Source organism: Robiginitalea sediminis (genome assembly GCF_002198115.1).
GTDB classification, from domain to species: domain Bacteria; phylum Bacteroidota; class Bacteroidia; order Flavobacteriales; family Flavobacteriaceae; genus Robiginitalea; species Robiginitalea sediminis.
On record NZ_NGNR01000002.1, the window covers coordinates 718374 to 736968 of the forward strand.

Consider the following 18595-nt stretch of genomic DNA (forward strand, 5'->3'; position numbering starts at 1 on the left):
CCATAATGACAGGTAAAGTGCCTTGGTAAGATTCTTGACCTGTAATTCGCGAACGTAGTAATTGACGACCATGAACATAAATAATTTTACCATAAAATCCCAGGAAGCCATCGGAAGGGCACAGCAAATTGCCCAGGAATCGGGTCACCAACAGGTTGAAAACGAACACCTGTTTAAGGCCATTTCCGAGGTGGATGAAAACGTGTTGCCCTTCCTGCTTAAGAAACTTCAGGTAAATACAGGCCTGTTGCAGCAAATGCTGGAAAAAGAACTGGAGTCCTTCCCCAAGGTATCCGGCGGTGACCTCATGTTCTCCCCTGAAGCAGGGCGCACCCTGAATGCCGCATCCGGTATTGCCAAGAAAATGGAGGACGAATTTGTATCGGTGGAGCACCTGCTGCTGGCCATCCTGGCCTCCGGTTCGCGTATCGGCCGGATGCTGAAGGACCAGGGGGTAACCGAAAAAGACCTTCGCGCAGCCATTGACGCGCTCCGAAAAGGTGGTAAGGTTACTTCCCAAAGCGCGGAAGAAACTTACAACGCCCTTGAAAAATACGCCCGCAACCTCAACGCCCTGGCGGACCAGGGTAAACTGGACCCGGTTATTGGCCGGGACGATGAGATCCGCCGCGTCTTGCAGATCCTCTCACGCCGGACCAAAAACAACCCGATGCTTGTAGGGGAGCCCGGCACAGGGAAAACAGCCATTGCCGAGGGTCTGGCCCACCGTATCGTTCAGGGAGATGTCCCGGAAAACCTCAAGGACAAGACCCTGTATTCCCTGGACATGGGCGCCCTGATTGCAGGGGCCAAGTACAAAGGCGAATTCGAGGAGCGGCTCAAATCCGTAATCAAGGAAGTGACCGGCTCTGACGGGAATATTATCCTGTTTATTGACGAAATCCACACCCTGGTAGGCGCCGGGGGCGGACAAGGGGCGATGGACGCCGCCAACATCCTCAAACCTGCGCTGGCACGGGGCGAGCTCCGCGCTATAGGGGCTACCACCCTGGACGAGTACCAGAAATACTTTGAGAAAGATAAAGCCCTTGAGCGCCGCTTCCAGAAGGTAACCGTCAGCGAACCCGATACGGAAAGCGCCATTTCCATCCTCAGGGGTATCAAGGAGAAATACGAAACGCATCACAAGGTCCGTATCCGGGACGAGGCGGTTATTGCAGCTGTGGAACTCTCCCAGCGGTATATCACCAACCGCTTCCTGCCGGACAAGGCCATTGACCTGATGGACGAGGCAGCATCCAAGCTCCGGATGGAAATAAACTCCAAGCCGGAGGAGCTCGATGCCCTGGACCGCCGGATCATGCAGCTGGAGATCGAAATAGAGGCCATCAAACGGGAGAATGACACCGACAAGCTCAAGGCGCTTAACATAGAGGTGGCCAACCTGAAGGAAGAACGCAATGAGCTCTTTGCCCAGTGGGAAAGCGAGCGGCAGGTGGTGGATACCATCCAGAAAACCATGCTCGAAATAGAAGCCTTCAAGGCCGAGGCCGAAAGGGCCGAGCGCAATGGCGATTACGGCAGGGTAGCCGAATTGCGGTATGGCAAAATCAAGGAAGCCCAGGCCCGCCTGGAAACCCTGCAGGAGGAAATGGAGGCCCAGCAGGCCGGGGGAACCCTTATCAAGGAGGAGGTAACCCAGGAGGATATTGCCGAGGTAGTGGCCAAATGGACCGGTATTCCGGTACAGAAAATGCTGCAGAGCGAGCGCGACAAATTACTGAAGCTGGAGGATGTCCTCCATAAAAGGGTCGTGGGGCAGGACGAAGCCATTCAGGCCGTATCCGACGCCATCCGGCGCAGCCGTGCCGGCCTGCAGGACAGCAAGCGCCCCATTGGTTCCTTCCTCTTTCTGGGGACCACCGGGGTAGGTAAGACCGAGCTGGCCAAAACCCTGGCGGAATACCTGTTTGACGATGAAAACGCCCTGACCCGCATAGACATGAGCGAATACCAGGAGCGGCATGCAGTAAGCCGGCTGGTGGGGGCACCCCCCGGATACGTGGGGTACGACGAGGGCGGACAACTTACAGAAGCCGTGCGCCGCAGGCCGTATAGTGTGATCCTGCTCGATGAGATCGAGAAGGCCCACCCGGACACCTTTAACATCCTGCTTCAGGTCCTGGACGAAGGCCGCCTGACGGATAACAAGGGTCGTGTGGCGGACTTCAAGAACACCATCATCATCATGACAAGCAATATGGGAAGCCATATTATCCAGGAGAAATTCGAGGGTAATGCAGACCTGTACAGCGCCACGGAAGCCGCTCGGGTAGAGGTGCTGGGGTTATTGCGCAAAACCATTCGCCCAGAATTCCTGAACCGGATAGACGACATCATCATGTTCACCCCGCTCAACCGGGAAGACATCCGGCAGGTAGTCCGGCTGCAACTGGAGCAGTTGCGCCGCATGCTGGACCGCCAGCACATCAGCATCGATGCCACCGAGGAGGCCATTGCCTATCTGGCGGAAAAAGGCTTCGACCCCCAATACGGGGCCAGGCCCATCAAAAGGACCATCCAGCGGGAGGTGCTCAACCGGCTTTCTAAAGAGCTGCTCAAGGGTACCATTAAAGCAGACAGCGCCGTACTGATAGACAGCTTCGACGACGCCCTGGTGTTCCGAAACCAGGACGAGTTGGTAGAATAAAACCACAGGCTGAAAGCCCCCCGGTTCCATACCGGGGGGTTTTATTTTGCCCCGGCCTCATATACCTTTCCGTATCAATTCATATATTCGTAACAAATTACCCCTGAATGACCACCAAAGCCGAAAGGACTACCGCATTTATTATCGAGACGGTTGCGCCTATCTTCAACAGACAGGGCTATGTGGGTACCAGCATGAGCGACCTCACCGAAGCTACCGGCTTAACCAAGGGGGCGCTCTACGGAAATTTCGAGAACAAGGAGGCTTTGGCCCTCGCCGCTTTCCAACACAACAGCAACCGGCTCCTGGAAGGGCTCGATGCAGTGGTGCAATCCGAAGGAAGTGCACGGGAACGCCTTGAAGCCCTAATGGATTTTTACCGGCACTACGACCAGTTCACCCATGATATGGGGGGCTGCCCCATCCTGAATGTCGGGGTAGATGCCCAATTCAATCACAGAAAGCTCGCGGCCGCTGCACGGGAAACCGGCCAGCACGTGGAAGGGAAGTTTGCCCTGGTGCTGGAAGAAGGGATAAAAGCCGGGGAATTCCGGCTATCTGTGCCTCCCCTGCCCTTTGCGCGTCAACTCTTTACCATGATTATGGGTGCCGTATCCATGGCTACCCTTACAGCAGACCGGAAGTACCTCCACAACACGGTCAGTTACCTGGAACTCCTCCTTAGCCGGGAGTTAAAGCCCGCATAGGCAGAACGCCGGGCATCCTGGCCGGGGTCGTGCAACATCCTCAGAACAAGTTTTAGATTACTTAACCCGGAAGATCCATAGTTCTCCCGTATAACGCCCGCCAAAACGGCTGTCCCGGGCCCGGCGCGCCGCTTCTATGGAGTCGTACCGCTCCAGGTACACGTAATTGAAGGAATTCGCCTCCCGGTAGAAGGATTTGGGTTGCAGCCCCTGGTCCGCCAGGTTCTTCATAAAGGCCTCGTAGTACCTTTTGGTGCCAAAGACGTTGGCAATGAGGTAGAATCCGGGCTGGAGTCCGTCTTCCGCGACCACTTCCTGATACCGCTCCCCTTCCCTGGGTTTCACCTCTTCCTTCAGTGCCAAGGCGGCCTCTGCCCGGGCAATAGAATCCCGTTTGCGCTCTGCATCCGCCAATTCAGCTGCCCGCGCGACCTGCGCAAGGGAATCCCGGGTGCGTTGTTCAGCCAGTTGGCGCGCTGCCTCGGCAGCCTGCAGGGAATCCCTCCGGCCCGCTTCCATCTCAGCTTCCCGCCTGGCCTGATCCATCGCTGCCTCAGCCTGCAAGTCTTCCTCGATATCGAAACCAACCACCTTTTTGCGTTTGTCTGCCTTGCCCATATCATAGGAAGCTACCAAACCGTAGGTAAGGGACTCATCTTCCGGGCTGTTGGAGGAGGCAAACTCCAGCATCCCGCCGAGGCTCAGGCGGCCAAAGAAAACCCCACCCAAGCCGGCAGAGGCCCCATAAAAGCTGTTGTAACCACCTTGAATCCAGTACCGGGAGCCCATCCAAAGGGCATTCAACCCAAATTGGGTATCATACCCCGGGATACGCTTGGCATAAACCAGGGGGCGCAGGTACTGCCCATCCCCCGTCTCGAAGGTATAGTGTAGCATCCCAGCAAGGATCTTCTCATTGGATTCGGTAACCGCACCGCTACGCGTAATATTGAAGTCGAACAGGTTCTCCGATGTTACTGCCACCCCCAACTGGTCGTAGTTGAACCGGATGGCCGGGGCCAGTTGCAATATAAACTCATCTCTCCCATCCGAAAACGGCAGGATGGGTTCATTGATAAAAAACCGGTTGTCCGCAATCTCTTGCATAAACCCAAAGAGGTTGGCACCAAATGAGATGCTGGCCTTGTCAGAAAGCGGGATGTCGAAGGCGTAGTTAAGCACCCCTCCCGTCTGTTTATAAACGCCGGTATTGTGTTGGAAGAACCCGCCACCGTACGCCACGGTTTCTTTTGAGGCTGAATAGGTCAGGAAAATAGTGGTGGGGTCTGCATCGATGGTTTGCCACTGCCAGCGGGACCAGAACCCAATACGGTGGGGGCTTTCCTGGTCCAGGCTGAAAACGGGGTTCATCAGGCTGGCATTGATGTATTGCAGGTTTTGCTGCCTCAGGTCGGGCGGCAGGAGCGCATCCTGGGCATGCAGAACGGCTGTAGCCAAAAAGAGCAAAAAGGCCCCGAGTCTTTTTCCCATAGTGTGTCCCCCTTATAACGACGCCTATATACTATATTTGCTCAAAGGCTGTTTTAGTTAAGGCGAAAAGGAGTCAAATTTACATAAATCGCACCATTATGAAAACTTTTCAGACAGCAATCCTAGGAATTGCTTTGCTCTTTCTGTCCTCCTGCAAAGAAGAACCCGTGGATCGCGTGGTGACGGCAACCCAGGAAGTGTCTACCTTTTATTTCATCCGTCATGCGGAAAAAGACCGGACCAACCCGGACAACCCGGACCCGGAACTCAACCAAAAAGGGCTTGGGAGGGCTATGCACTGGGCGGAGATCCTACAACCAGCCGGTCTGGATGCGATTTATACCACCGACTATGAACGCACGGCCATGACGGCAGCACCGGCGGCGGTCAAACAGGATATCACGGTCCAGTATTACGACCCTGCCACCCTGGATATTGCCCAATTCAAGGCCGATAATCTGGGTAAAAACGTCCTGGTCGTTGGCCACAGCAACACCACCCCGGAGCTGGTGAACCGCATGGTTGGCGAGGAGAAGTACCCTGCTATGGACGATACGGACAACGGGAGTCTGTTCCTCGTGACCGTGATCGGGAACCAGGCTACGGCTACCCGCCTGTATTTTAATTGTAACTGCCCGGAGTAACCCGGATATCCTTGAGTTCCACCCGGGAGAGTTCCTCCAGCTTCCCTGCCAGGAAGAGGCTGTCCAGCGCCTCCACGGAGGCTTCCTTGTCTGCTTTGTAGTTGATGTAATCCTGGAACCGGATTCCCCCCACTACCCGTGGGTTATAGGCTTTCCGGAATCGCAGCCCCCCTCCGTTGGTATGGTAGGCATATGCCAGGTAGTCCGGCAGGTGGGTACGGGTGTTGAACCAATAGACAAAAACGTCATCGAAATCGGTACCACCACCTTCGCTGTCGAAGGTCACCCGTACTTTATAATAACGTTCCCCTTCCAGTTCGGACTCCCCAAGCAATTCCCGGTTAACGGCCGGGTCATTGAGGCCGAATGGGAGGTAGGCAAAATAATGGACCGAGTTTACTGAATTCCCATAAGCCAGTTGCAGGCTGTCCGGCAGTGGCACTTCCCGATCCGCAACCTCCCGACGGAAGTTCCCACCATGAAGGATATCGCGCACCAGGCCGGAATCCGTCTGGGTGAGTCGTTCATATACCCGTTGCCCACCATCCCGGTAGTAGCGGTATTCCCTGTCCCGGAAAACAAAGGAGACCTCGCTGGTACGGTACAAGTCCCCTCCGGAGGAATCGATGGCGCGGGTTACCACCTGGTCGGCCGTCAGGGGTTTGGACGGTTTTTCGGAACAGCCGGCAAGGGCGAATAAAAAAAGAGTTACAGACAAAAAAGTTAGGGTATGACGCATATGGAATGAACGGTTTCGGGTTCTAGGTCGCGCTAGCCGCCTCAACCTTTCGGGGAAAGGGGGTTACCGCGGAAATTGTACTATTTTTGCGGTGCATGAACAAGCGCATCGACATCAAAAACAAACGGGCCAGATTCGATTACGAAATCCTGGACACCTACCAGGCTGGGATTGTCCTTTCCGGGACAGAAATCAAATCCATCCGGGAAGGCAAGGCGTCCATTGCCGAAAGTTTCTGCGAATTTAATGAACGCGGTGAACTCTTCGTCATCAATATGAACGTAGAGGAGTATTCCCATGGGACCCACTACAACCACAGGCCCAAGGCTTCCCGCAAATTATTGCTGAACAAAAAGGAACTCCGGAAATTGCATAAGGAGGTGAAGACTTCCGGGAACACCATTGTCCCGCTCAAACTGTACATCAACGACCGGGGACTAGCCAAGATGCAGATCGCCCTGGCAAGGGGTAAAAAACAGTACGACAAAAGGGAGACCATCAAAGACCGGGAATCCAGGAGGCATCTGGACCGCGTCAAAAAGGCCTTCAACAACTAATCAGTTCTTGTCCTGTAACATGGGGACGAAGCGGAACGCCCCGCAATCCTGCTTTTCGAATTCCTTTTCCGAGGTCCTGCGCACCAGCATCATGGTCTGGTTTTCCTCCCCAACCGGTATTACCATCCTGCCGCCAACCGCCAGTTGAGCCAGAAGAGTCCTGGGGATTTCCGGTGCCCCTGCTGTAACGATGATGCCGTCGAAAGGGGCTTCTTCCGGCAACCCTTTGTACCCATCCCCAAAAATGAATTTTTTGGGACGGTATCCCATTTTCTTAAAAAAAAGGTTAGCCTTTTTAAAGAGCTCCAGTTGGCGCTCTATGGTAAAAACCCTTGCCTTTAAATGGAGCAGGGCTGCGGTCTGGTATCCGCTTCCGGTGCCGATCTCCAGGATTTTCTCACCTGGCTTGGGGTCCAGCAGGGCGGTCTGGAACGCCACGGTATAGGGCTGGGAAATAGTCTGTTCCGCCGCTATGGGAAAGGCTTTGTCCTGGTAGGCATGGTCCTCAAAACTACTGTCCATAAACAGGTGTCTGGGAATGGCTCTGATAGCCTCCAAAGCGCCCTTGTGTTGGATGCCCTTGGTTTCCAGTTCCCTGGCCAGCAGGTTGCGTTTTCCCTTATGTTTCAGGGTATCTTTCAAGGTGTCGGCATTTCTGCGAAGGTAAAAAAAGAGGGGCAAAAGGCACCCGGTAAAGTCATGGGAAATCGGGAAAATTACCAACAACCCCCTTGCCTGGATAAATAGGCCCTTGGGGCCTACCGCTTCTCGTAAAGTATGCCTATTTTTGGGCAAAATTCCCATTCCATGATTCGAGCTGGCGTATTGGGTGCCGGGCACCTGGGTAAAATACATATCCGATTATTGAAAGAGTCGGACCGCTATGAACTAGTGGGTTTCCACGACCCGGACCAGATTTTGGGCAAACAGGTCTCCCAGGAATTCGGGATTCCCTATTTCGATAACATCAATGACCTGATACGGGCATGCGATATGGTGGATGTGGTAACCCCCACCCTCTCCCATTTTGAATGCGCCAAAAAAGCCATAGAAGCGGGCAGGCATGTGTTTATCGAGAAACCCGTAACCCATACCCTGGAAGAGGCTGAGTCCCTGATGACCCTGATGGAAACTCATGGGGTAAAGGTACAGGTTGGGCATGTAGAGCGCTTTAACCCGGCCTTTACAGCGGTGGCCGGCCTGCTGGACAGCCCCATGTTTATCGAGACACACCGCCTGGCAGAGTTCAACCCCAGAGGTACGGATGTACCTGTGGTTCTGGACCTGATGATCCACGACATCGACATTATCCTGAGTGTGGTCCCCTCCGAGGTTCGCGACATACAGGCCAGTGGGGTATCGGTTATCAGCCAGTCCCCCGATATCGCAAATGCCCGTATCGCTTTCGAAAATGGGTGTGTGGCCAACCTTACGGCCAGCCGGATTTCCCTGAAAAGCATGCGAAAATCCCGGTTTTTCCAAAGGGATGCCTATGTCTCGGTGGATTTTCTTGAGCGGAAGGTGGAGGTGGTGCGCATGAAGGATGCGCCCCAAACCCCGGGGGATTTCGATATGATCCTTCAGAATGCGGAAGGGGTGCGCAAGCAAATCTATTTTGAAAACCCGGATATCCGGCCCAACAATGCCATCCTGGACGAACTTGAAACCTTTGCCGAGGCCATAACCACCAACAGTACCCCTGTGGTAACCCTTCAGCAGGGTACTAAGGCTCTGGACGTGGCCCTGAGGATCATTGCGGCATTTGAAAGCGACGGCCAATAGATGTAATTTAAAATACAGCATGAAACAAATAACGGTTATAGGTGCAGGAACCATGGGCAATGGTATTGCCCACGTATTTGCACAACACGGCTATGAGGTGATGCTGGCAGACCTCTCCGAGGAGCGCCTGGCCAAAGCCCTTGAGACCATTGGTAAAAACCTGGGGCGGCAACAGGCCAAGGGCCTGCTTACCGAAGAAGAGGTGGCAGCTACCCTGGGGCGTATCCGCACGGGCACTTCCCTGCAAGACGGAGCCTCCCAGGCGGACCTGGTGGTGGAGGCCGCCACGGAGAATGCAGTCCTTAAAAAAGAAATCTTCCGGGAATTGGATGCCCTTTGCCCGGCTCATACCATCCTTGCGACCAACACCTCCTCCATTTCCATTACGGAAATTGCAGCCGTGACCAAACGGCCTGGCCAGGTCATCGGGATGCACTTTATGAACCCCGTACCTGTTATGAAGCTGGTAGAAGTCATTAGGGGGTATAGCACCACCGACGCCGTTACCGAAACCGTGGTAGCCCTTTCCCGCAAGCTGGGGAAAACCCCTACCGAAGTAAACGATTACCCCGGCTTTATCGCTAACCGCATCCTGATGCCCATGATCAACGAAGCAGTGGAAAGCCTTTTTCAGGGTATCGCGGGGGTAGCCGAAATCGATACGGTCATGAAACTGGGCATGGGCCACCCTATGGGGCCCCTCCAGCTGGCCGACTTTATCGGGCTGGACGTTTGCCTTTCCATCCTCGAAGTAATGCACCAGGGATTCCGAAACCCGAAATACGCCCCCTGCCCCTTGCTGGTTAAAATGGTAACCGCCGGAAAGCTCGGTGTGAAGTCCGGCGAAGGGTTCTATGATTATTCCGAGAGCCGGAAGGCCGAAAACGTATCTGCACAATTCCTTTAATACCTACCCCCTGTATGAGTGACATTGCCCGGCAGCTAAAAGCCATACGCGAGGAGCTACCCCAAGGGGTGGTCCTGGTGGCTGTATCCAAGACCAAAAGCGAAGCGGCCATCATGGAAGCTTACGGCGCGGGGCAGCGAGTCTTCGGGGAAAACAAGGTCCAGGAACTGGTGGCTAAACACGAAACGTTGCCCGGGGACATCGAGTGGCACATGATCGGGCACCTGCAGCGCAACAAAGTCAAGTACCTCATCGGTTTTGTAAGCCTTATCCACGGGGTAGACAGCCTGCGGCTGCTCCAGGAGATCGACAAACGCGCCAGGGGTGCCGGCCGGGTGGTAGACTGCCTGTTACAGGTTCATATCGCCGAGGAAGAAACCAAATTCGGCTTCGACGCGCCGGAGCTGCTCGCCCACCTGGAGGAAGGCACCTTCGACGCCTTTAAAAATGTACGAATCCGGGGACTCATGGGGATGGCCACGTTTACCGATGATACCGAGCGGGTACGCCGGGAATTCCGAAGCCTTAAAACCCTTTACGACCGCCTGCAGGAAACGTGGCCCGGGGTGGATATCCTCTCCATGGGAATGAGCGGGGATTACCCGATAGCCGTGGAAGAAGGCAGCACCATGGTCCGTATCGGAAGTAGTATCTTTGGGGCAAGAAACCAAGCTTAGGCAGATGTACGCAATCCTGGATATCGAGACCACCGGGGGCAAATTCAACGAAGAAGGTATAACCGAGATCGCCATCCACCGGTTTAACGGCACGGGGGTGGAGGATACCTTTATCAGCCTCATTAACCCGGAGCGGGATATCCAGCCCTATGTGCAGAAACTCACCGGCATCACGCCCCAGATGGTGCGCAGCGCCCCCAAATTCTACCAAGTGGCAAAACGGGTTGTGGAAATTACCGAAGGTTGCGTCCTGGTAGCCCACAACGCTCCCTTTGACTATCGCATCCTGAGGACGGAGTTCCGGAGGCTGGGCTTTGAATTTGAGCGCAAAACCCTTTGCACCGTAGACCTCGCCCAACGCCTGATCCCGGAAGCGGAATCCCACAGCCTGGGCAAGCTGGTCCGCTCCCTGGGGATCCCGATTAGCAACCGACACCGGGCGGACGGGGATGCCACCGCCACCCTGAAACTCTTTCAGGTACTGCTCAGCCGGGATACCTCCAAAAGCATCCTTGGGGAAACCATCCGCCCGGAGATGCTTGGGGAATTGTCCGGGAGGCAACTCAGCCTTGTGGAACAAGTACCTGTGGAAACCGGGGTCTATTACCTCTACAACAAGGAAGGGGAAATCCTGTACCTGGATGCCAGCACCAATATGAAACGGGAAGTGAACCGCCACTTCACGGGGGCGGGCAAACATACTCAGGCCCTTCGTAAATTAACGCGGGACGTGCGCTTTGAGACCACCGGGAGCGAACTTACTGCCCGGCTAAAGGCCTATAACGAGCTGCGGGAAATCCGTCCGCGGTATAAGCCCAAATCCCTGCGGATTAAAGGAGACCTGCCGCGTTCCCTGGTCTTTGCAGACCAGGAGTACCCCGTTCACAACCGCCAATGGCTGGTGGTTGATCGCGGGCGTGAAGCCTCGGAGCGCTCGGCCTTCTGGGTGCGCAATGGGGAGCTTCGAGGTTTCGGATATTACGGGCTGAACCACCAAATCCAGAATATTCATATCTTAGAATCGCTTATCACCCCAATGCGCGATCCTGAAGGAGGCCTGATTCTGCTGGCGTCCTACCTGCAGCAGAAAAAGGTGATGAAAGTACTCGAAATCTAGGATTTGCCTATGGCACAAAGCCCCGAAAATATAGGCTGGCGAAGGAAACTTCACGAAATCATTTATGAGGCGGACACCCCCATGGGAAAGTGGTTCGACCTGATCCTGTTTTTTGTTATTATCCTAAGCGTGGTGCTGGTCATGCTGGAAAGCGTGAAGGAGTTCGATGCCCGCTACCACAAGACGCTCCTGGTACTGGAATGGGTGGTGACCATCTTTTTTACCATAGAGTACATCGCGAGGGTGATTAGTATCCGTAAGCCCAGCCATTATATTTTCAGCTTTTACGGCATCATCGATTTTATCTCCACCATCCCCCTGTATGTCTCCTATCTGGTGGCCGGTTCCCAGGTTTTCCTGGCCGTTCGGGCCTTCCGACTGCTGCGGATTTTCCGGATTCTGAAACTGGTACAGTTCATTGGCGAGGCTTCCCAACTGCGGGAGGCCCTGAAGGCCAGCCGGGCCAAAATCCTGGTTTTTATCTATGTGGTGCTGATCCTGTCTGTTATTATGGGGACTATTATGTACCTGATAGAAAGCGATGAGGCGGGCTTTACCAGCATCCCAAGGAGCATCTACTGGACCATTGTGACCCTGACCACTGTGGGCTACGGGGACATTGCCCCCCAGACCAACGTGGGCCAGCTACTGGCCACCATAATTATGATCCTGGGATATGGTATCATTGCCGTCCCCACGGGGATTGTGACCGTGGAGTTTTCCCGGCGCGGGGGCAAAAAGACCACTGCCACCTCCGATATTGCCGTACACCTCAATACCCAGTCGTGTCCGAATTGTTCCGCAGAAGGCCACCGGGACGGCGCCAAGTATTGCTTTAACTGCGGGGGGACCCTCTGATGGAAAAAACCCTGCTGAGCATCAGTGGCCCCACCGGTATTGGGAAAACCTCCTGGGCCATTGGCCTGGCCCGGCATTTCCGAACGGAGATCCTCTCATCGGATTCGCGGCAGTTTTACCGGGAAATGCGGATTGGCACAGCTGTGCCCGATGCCAGTGAACTTCGGGCCGCCCCCCATCATTTTATCGGACACCGCTCCATACACCAGCCGTATTCGGTTGGGGATTTCCAGTATGATGCCCTTGCCTTGCTCCGCACACTATTCAGCAAGCATGACATCCTTATCCTGGTAGGCGGCAGCGGGCTTTATACCGATGCCGTCACCCAGGGGCTGGATGCTTTTCCTCCCGTGGCGGAAGGGGTTCGCGAAGCCCTGATGGCCCGGTATGAGGCCAATGGGCTGGAAGGCCTCCAGGCAGAATTACAGCAGCGGGACCCGGACTATTATCGCGAAGTGGATCTACAAAACCCGCATCGGGTTATCCGGGCGCTCGAAGTATGCCTGAGCAGCGGAAAACCCTTCAGCAGCTTCCGCGGCAAAAGCACCCCCCCGGACTTCTTCCGGCATATCCCCTTGGGTGTTACCGGACCGCGGGAGGTTATCTACCACAGGATTGAGGCCCGGGTAGATGCCATGATGGAAGCCGGGCTGCTGGAAGAAGCCCGGGGTTTGTTTCCCTATCGCCACCTGCCTGCCTTACAGACCGTAGGCTATCAGGAGCTCTTCGGGTATATGGAAGGGAAATGGGACCTGGAAACGGCTATAAACGAAATAAAAAAGAATACCCGGCGCTATGCCAAACGGCAGCTCACCTGGCTGCGCAAATCCGGGGACATCCTTTGGATTGAGTATGATGCGCCCCTGGAGGAGGGCATCTCAGAAGTAGAAATCGCACTAAAATAAGGCCGATGGAGCAGATAGACTTCCCGAAAATCTATGTGGTAATGGGTGTCTCCGGCAGTGGCAAGTCCACTGTGGGAAAAGCCCTTGCGGCCCACCTGGGACTCCCGTTTTTCGATGGGGACGACTTCCACCCTCCGGAAAATGTAGCAAAAATGGCCGCGGGAAACCCCTTGGACGATACAGACCGGGAAGGATGGCTCCGGCGGTTGAACCAACTTGCGGTGGAACACCTCCCAAAAGGGGCGGTAATCGCCTGCTCCGCCCTGAAGGAATCCTACAGGGGACTGCTGGAGGCCGGGCTGGAAGGCCGTGTGGAGTGGGTGGTCCTTTTAGGTTCATATGAACTGATCCATAAACGAATGGCAGCCCGCAGCGGGCATTACATGCCCCCTGCCCTTCTAAAATCCCAGTTCGAGGCACTGGAAGTGCCGGCATACGGCATACACCTGGACATAGGCCTCCCACTGGAGGAAATGATGGAAACCCTCCTCAAAAAGAAAGGGCCGGAAAAACCCGGCCCCAAATAGTTCTGTCCTCCTACCTTCAGGATTTTTCCGAGTCTGTCTTAACGACCAACCGGAAGCCTTCCCCGTGGATGTTCAGGATTTCTACGGATTCGTCCCGCTTTAAATACTTGCGCAGCTTGGCGATATAGACATCCATACTGCGGGAGGTAAAATAATTGTCGTCCCTCCAGATCTTGGTCAGGGCCAGTTCCCGCGGCATCAGGTCGTTCTCGTGCAAGGCCAGCAGGCGAAGCAATTCGTTTTCCTTGGGAGAGAGTTTCATCGGCTCTTCGTCCTTAAACTTCAGGAACCTCAGTTTGGAATTCAGGTGGAAATTGCCAAAGGTAAACTCGTGTTGCTTGCTGTCCGCAAGGTTATCCGAAGCCTTCCGCTGCAGGATGGCGCGTAATTTCATCAGCAACACCTCAGAATCGAAGGGTTTGTTCAGGTAATCGTCGGCCCCTGCCTTATAGCCCTTCAGGACGTCTTCCTTCATGGTTTTGGCCGTAAGGAAAACAATCGGGACATTCTCGTTTTTCTCGCGTATTTCCTTGGCCAGGGTAAACCCATCCTTGTAAGGCATCATCACGTCCAGGATACAGACGTCATAGTGTTCCTTCTTGAATTTTTCGAACCCTTCCATGCCATTCTTGGCCAGGGTTACATCAAAATCATTCATGGAGAGGTAATCCTTGAGTACAATCCCGAAATTCGGGTCGTCTTCTACCAATAGAATTTTCTTGTTTTCAGTATCCATACTACACTTATATTAAGGGGAGCTTTATAAAGAAGGTACTTCCCTTCCCCTTCTCGCTCTCGGCGTAAACCTCGCCCTGATGGTCCTCTACTATTTTCTTGACATAGGCCAGACCCAGCCCGTGCCCTTTTACGTTATGTATGTCTCCGGTGTGCTCCCGGTAAAATTTTTCAAAAATGCGCTTTAACACCGCCTTGGACATGCCGGCACCCTGGTCCTGCACCCGGATGACGATGGCGTTTTTCGCCATCTCCGTATACACATCTATCATGGGCGCCTCGGGGGAATATTTTACGGCGTTGTCCAGGATGTTGACAATCACATTCTTCAGGTGCATCTCATTGGCCAGCACCTCGGAACGCTCGGATTCCAGGTGGGGCTTCACATATCCTCCGCGGTCCTTTACAATGAGTTCCACATGGGCAATGGCCCCTTTGATAATGTCGTGGACATCCAGCCGTTCCTTACTGATGTCCAGTTGGTTCTTCTCCAGTTTGGAGATGCGCAGCACATTTTCCACCTGTGCGTTCATACGCTTGTTCTCGTCCCGGATCATCTGGAGGTAACGGCTTGTTTTCTCGATATCTCCCAGCACCTTGGGGTTACGGATAGCCTCTACGGCCAGGTTAATCGTTGCGATGGGCGTCTTGAACTCGTGGGTCATGTTATTGATGAAATCGGATTTGATTTCCGAGATCTGTTTCTGACGGATGAGCTGGTATAAGGCGCTGGCATAGGCAATCATGATAATCAGGGTGAACAACAGGGAGAGTGCTGCCATACCTGAAACGCTCCCCATAATAAACTTCTTTTCCCTGGGAAAGGAAAGCAAAAGGGCATAATCCGTATTGCCCTCACTATCCCGGAAAAGGGGTGCCTTGTAAAAGTTGCCCGCTTCGTACTTGAACCGCCGCGATTTGACCTTGGTCGGCAGGCCGCGGCTGTAGACCCCATATTCATAGTCGATATCGATGTTGTGGTCCTCCAGTTCCCGGCTGAGCAACATTTCGATTTCCTCTTTCCCTACCCGCTCGTGGATCGGGACCTTTTCGGCATATTCGCGGTAGACATCGTCGAACATGGCTTTTTCCATGGCGCCCAGGCCGCCTACCTTTTCCCACCGCTCTACCGGGTTTAGGCGGTAGGCCTTGCCGTCCAGGCCAAATTCCTCCCGGAAAATGGTTTTGGACCGGCGACTGGTGTAACTCTTGATAAGGGCTGTATCCGCTATATTGCCGCTGTCAAAGAACGTAGATGCGATATTGTAATCCTCCTCGAGTATTCCGTGGGAATACACCATGATTTCATTGGAGTTCAGGTCCCGGTAACTGAAGAACATCTCACTGAGGTGTGACCCCTTCAACTCCCCAACGCTGTCCTTGAGGTTCAGGAATTTCTCGGAATAATCCCGCATTTCCCGTTCCTCAATCTTGTCGGACACCCGGGTAAGGACATCTGTAATGACGTTGGAAAACTGCTCTTCCTTATCGGCTACCGAACTCCGGATCCAATAAATCTGAACTGCAATGATCCCGATAAGTGAAAGACTCATCAGGATGACGAGCAGCACAAATAACTTCCTATTCATCGTTAGGGTAAAAGTAAAAATTTAACATTTAGGCCCTGGGTGGTTTAACCTAAACTTAACAGTCCCCAGGCCCCGCAGAATATGACAGTTTCAGAAGTTGGCGGTGTAGCTGCTCAACCTGTTGCCGGGTATGGGGCAGGGTGAGGTTGTGCACGACAAAGTCTGCCAGAGCTGCTTTGCGTGCGTCGTCCCACTGCCGCTCCATGCGCACTCGTACGGCTGCCTCCGCTGCTCCGTCCCGCTGCATTACACGCCGGATGCGCTCCTGTTCCGGTGCGGTGACCAGAATAGTATGATCCATATTCCGGTAACCTCCGGTTTCGAACAAGATGGCAGCTTCCTGAATCACGTAAGGGGTTTGTTGTTCCCCGGCCCAGCGGTCGAAATCCTTTCGGACAGCGGGGTGTACCAGGGCATTGAGGGCGCCCAGGCGTTCCGGGTCCGGAAATACCTGGCTGGCAATGTATTCGCGGTTGGGCAGGCCCTCCGTGAAGGCTTCTTCCCCCAAAAGGCCGATAATCTCCTTTTGCAGAGTCTTGTCTTCGGCCATAAGAGCCTTGGCCTTGGCATCGGAATTGTATACCGGAATCCCCAGGTCTTCGAAAAAAGCGGCCACGGTGCTTTTGCCGCTGCCAATCCCCCCTGTCAGGCCCACGCGCATCATTCCCGGCGGATAATAAATTCCACGGAAGTCTCCAGCAGGCTGGTTTCATAAACACCCGCAGGTTCGCGCTCCAAGCTCAGGGGAAGCCTTCCGGTTTCCGGATCGGGCCGGGCGTAATCGGCAACTATGGTAAAATCGGCCGGGGTAATGGCCTTAAGGGCTTCTACCGTCCCCCGGCACAATACCCCGATGGTTGTGGGAAAGGTCCTGATATCCAGGCTTTCAGGAATGTTTACAACCCGTACAGGGACATCCACCACCGTTTCGGAAAACCGGAGTACCGGGGCAGAAACAACCACTTCCGTTGCCGAGAACTGGGTGTATTTAAGGCGGGAGGCAGCGCCGAGGGCCAGTTTAGTTCGAATGGTATCGCGAACGTCGGTAAACCTGGCCGGCAGGGTCCGCAATTCCCGGATGGTATCGATTTCCTCGGGTGGTCCCAATAGGTGGATACGCGGCGGGTTCACCTGGAGGCTTCCCTGGATCATATAGTTCTGTGCTAGTTCTACCTCTATGTCCGCCACTACGGGGACAGTCCTGGATTGTAGGCGCTGGAAGTCCAGGTAAACCGTATCGGAAGGGAGTTCCAGCAAGGCCATCCCATTATCCATCTGCCGCTCTACCTGACTGCGGAAGACCCCTGGGTCTATAAAATAGCGGCCAGATGCCCTTCGGGATGCGGCCATATCGATATAAACCTCCTTCGGGCTTACCTGGTAGGCCATAAGTTTAAACCCGCTGGCCCGGACCCGGACCGGGAGGGTAGCCGGGGGCTGCTCCATCAGGATTAGGCTGTCCGGAGGCTGTTGGTACGCGACCCGGAACGCTATCTCATGGGTATAGGTTTCTGACAGCTTACTGATAAGCCAGGCCGCCACGGCCAAACATAGGAACAACAGGAAGGTCCTGACCTTGGGTTGTGTAATGCCCGATTTTAGCTTCTTAATCAAAGGTTACGGCTTAAAAAACAGGCCGGGGAACAGTACCTCGGGTTTCTTGTTACTAAAGGTAAGGAAGCTCGTGGATTTTAGAAAGCCCAGGCCGTAGCCCCAGAACTGGACCATCACGGCGTAGGTGGCAAGCCACCCTACCCGCACGCTTCCCGTCTTCCAGGCGGCCGTACCCCCTATCAACACCAGGTACATTACCAAGCCTCCTAAAGGAACCCATGCCAGGGCCGAGGCCCAGACCCAGGGAAGGGCCAATGCCAGGATAGTGACCAGGACAAACAAGGTGGGAAGCCAGAAGGTCGGTTTTCCGGTTCCCGGATGCCAACGGCTGAGGATGGGACGGGCCAGGCCAAAGCGGTACACCTGACGGAAAAAGGATGGGAAGTCGATGCGTCGCTTATGGTATACGATCACTTGCGGCAGATATCGGATGGTAAAGCCCAATTTTACGAGTCTCAGGCTCAGGTCAGGATCCTCCCCCGGGTGGATGTTCCCAAACCCCCCGCTCCTGGAAAAAGCGGCCTTGGAAAGCCCCATGTTAAAGCTCCGGGGTTGAAAATCCCGTTGCGGCCCTTTGCCTCCGCGGATCCCACCTGTGGTAATGGGGGCGGTCATGGTGTAACTTATGGCCTTTTGCATCGCGTTAAAGGAAGGGTGAGCGGCGTCCCGCCCCCCAAAACAATCGCTATAGCCCTCCGCAAGAGCCTCATCCAGCATGTGCAGGTAGTCCGGGGGCAGAATACAGTCGGAGTCGACCAGGATAAAATAGGTGCCCCGGGCGTGGCGCATCCCGAAATTACGAGAATCGCCGGGCCCGGTATTGGGTTTTTTCAGGTACTGTATGTCCAGAAAATCGGCATATTGGCCCACTACCTCACCAGCTTCCTTTTGGGAACCGTCTTCCACCACAACCACCTCAAAAGGCTCGCTATAGGATTGCAGGCGGAGGCTTTCGAGGAGTTCCCTCAATTCCTCCGGGCGGTTATACACCGGGACAACTATGGAGAATTTCTGCGCCACAGGCCTATAAAAAAGCCATCCGGACAGGGATGGCTGTTGGCAAAACCCACAAGGG

19 protein-coding genes are annotated in these 18595 nt (G+C 54.5%); 11 read left to right on the top strand and 8 right to left on the bottom strand.

The window, feature by feature from the left end:
• Window positions 1-70: 70 nt before the first annotated feature.
• Window positions 71-2671: an ATP-dependent chaperone ClpB gene (gene clpB / locus CA832_RS09440; protein ID WP_088341321.1), complete on the top strand. Its 2601-nt coding sequence runs from the start codon at window positions 71-73 to the stop codon at window positions 2669-2671.
• A gap of 107 nt (window positions 2672-2778) precedes the next feature.
• Window positions 2779-3378, top strand: coding sequence for a TetR/AcrR family transcriptional regulator (locus tag CA832_RS09445; RefSeq protein ID WP_088341322.1), 600 nt, complete (start codon window positions 2779-2781; stop codon window positions 3376-3378).
• A gap of 57 nt (window positions 3379-3435) precedes the next feature.
• Here the strand turns inward: CA832_RS09445 and CA832_RS09450 are convergent, their stop codons facing one another.
• Window positions 3436-4869 carry a PorP/SprF family type IX secretion system membrane protein gene (locus tag CA832_RS09450; protein WP_088341323.1) on the bottom strand — a complete coding sequence of 478 codons (1434 nt, stop codon included), beginning with the start codon at window positions 4867-4869 and terminating at the stop codon, window positions 3436-3438.
• 98 nt (window positions 4870-4967) lie between these two features.
• Between CA832_RS09450 and CA832_RS09455 the strand changes: the two genes are divergently transcribed.
• The gene (locus CA832_RS09455) at window positions 4968-5513 is read left to right on the top strand and encodes a SixA phosphatase family protein (protein ID WP_088341324.1); all 546 of its coding nucleotides are present in this window, start codon (window positions 4968-4970) and stop codon (window positions 5511-5513) included.
• On the opposite strand, the gene CA832_RS09460 is transcribed toward CA832_RS09455, so the two are convergent.
• Window positions 5491-6231: a DUF6503 family protein gene (locus tag CA832_RS09460; protein ID WP_088341325.1), complete on the bottom strand. Its 741-nt coding sequence runs from the start codon at window positions 6229-6231 to the stop codon at window positions 5491-5493. The two genes, CA832_RS09455 and CA832_RS09460, sit on opposite strands and share 23 nt — an antisense overlap.
• Window positions 6232-6347: 116 nt before the next feature.
• Here CA832_RS09460 and smpB point away from each other — a divergent pair, with 116 nt between their 5' ends.
• Window positions 6348-6809: an SsrA-binding protein SmpB gene (gene smpB, locus CA832_RS09465; RefSeq protein WP_088341326.1), complete on the top strand. Its 462-nt coding sequence runs from the start codon at window positions 6348-6350 to the stop codon at window positions 6807-6809.
• On the opposite strand, the gene CA832_RS09470 is transcribed toward smpB, so the two are convergent.
• A complete protein-coding gene (locus tag CA832_RS09470) occupies window positions 6810-7451 on the bottom strand; it encodes a protein-L-isoaspartate(D-aspartate) O-methyltransferase (RefSeq protein WP_088341434.1) in 642 nt (213 codons plus the stop codon).
• 165 nt (window positions 7452-7616) lie between these two features.
• On the opposite strand from CA832_RS09470, the gene CA832_RS09475 reads away from it, so the two are divergent.
• The 7 genes from CA832_RS09475 to CA832_RS09505 are packed head-to-tail and all read left to right on the top strand — an operon-like array spanning window position 7617 to window position 13582.
• Window positions 7617-8591 (top strand): Gfo/Idh/MocA family protein, encoded by a 975-nt coding sequence (locus CA832_RS09475; protein ID WP_088341327.1) that lies wholly within the window; start codon window positions 7617-7619, stop codon window positions 8589-8591.
• Between the two features lie 19 nt (window positions 8592-8610).
• Window positions 8611-9498, top strand: a complete 888-nt coding sequence (locus CA832_RS09480) for a 3-hydroxyacyl-CoA dehydrogenase family protein (RefSeq protein ID WP_088341328.1) — start codon at window positions 8611-8613, stop codon at window positions 9496-9498.
• A gap of 14 nt (window positions 9499-9512) precedes the next feature.
• Window positions 9513-10175, top strand: coding sequence for a YggS family pyridoxal phosphate-dependent enzyme (locus CA832_RS09485; RefSeq protein WP_088341329.1), 663 nt, complete (start codon window positions 9513-9515; stop codon window positions 10173-10175).
• A gap of 4 nt (window positions 10176-10179) precedes the next feature.
• Window positions 10180-11292: an exonuclease domain-containing protein gene (locus tag CA832_RS09490; protein WP_088341330.1), complete on the top strand. Its 1113-nt coding sequence runs from the start codon at window positions 10180-10182 to the stop codon at window positions 11290-11292.
• 9 nt (window positions 11293-11301) lie between these two features.
• Entirely contained in the window at window positions 11302-12150 is an 849-nt protein-coding gene (locus tag CA832_RS09495) for an ion transporter (protein ID WP_088341331.1), read from the top strand.
• Window positions 12150-13055, top strand: a complete 906-nt coding sequence (gene miaA / locus CA832_RS09500) for a tRNA (adenosine(37)-N6)-dimethylallyltransferase MiaA (RefSeq protein ID WP_088341332.1) — start codon at window positions 12150-12152, stop codon at window positions 13053-13055. Before CA832_RS09495 ends, miaA begins: the two co-directional genes overlap by 1 nt.
• 5 nt (window positions 13056-13060) lie before the next feature.
• A complete protein-coding gene (locus CA832_RS09505) occupies window positions 13061-13582 on the top strand; it encodes a gluconokinase (RefSeq protein WP_088341333.1) in 522 nt (173 codons plus the stop codon).
• Window positions 13583-13598: 16 nt separating this feature from the next.
• Here CA832_RS09505 and CA832_RS09510 read toward each other — a convergent pair whose 3' ends face one another.
• The 5 genes from CA832_RS09510 to CA832_RS09530 are packed head-to-tail and all read right to left on the bottom strand — an operon-like array spanning window position 13599 to window position 18540.
• Entirely contained in the window at window positions 13599-14318 is a 720-nt protein-coding gene (locus tag CA832_RS09510; protein WP_088341334.1) for a response regulator transcription factor, read from the bottom strand.
• A 7-nt stretch (window positions 14319-14325) separates the two neighbouring features.
• Window positions 14326-15906 carry a sensor histidine kinase gene (locus CA832_RS09515; protein ID WP_198944464.1) on the bottom strand — a complete coding sequence of 527 codons (1581 nt, stop codon included), beginning with the start codon at window positions 15904-15906 and terminating at the stop codon, window positions 14326-14328.
• Between the two features lie 55 nt (window positions 15907-15961).
• Window positions 15962-16570 carry a dephospho-CoA kinase gene (gene coaE, locus CA832_RS09520; RefSeq protein ID WP_088341335.1) on the bottom strand — a complete coding sequence of 203 codons (609 nt, stop codon included), beginning with the start codon at window positions 16568-16570 and terminating at the stop codon, window positions 15962-15964.
• A complete protein-coding gene (locus CA832_RS09525; protein WP_088341336.1) occupies window positions 16567-17520 on the bottom strand; it encodes a YbbR-like domain-containing protein in 954 nt (317 codons plus the stop codon). Before CA832_RS09525 ends, coaE begins: the two co-directional genes overlap by 4 nt.
• 3 nt (window positions 17521-17523) lie before the next feature.
• Entirely contained in the window at window positions 17524-18540 is a 1017-nt protein-coding gene (locus tag CA832_RS09530; RefSeq protein ID WP_088341337.1) for a glycosyltransferase, read from the bottom strand.
• Between the last annotated feature and the right edge of the window lie 55 nt (window positions 18541-18595).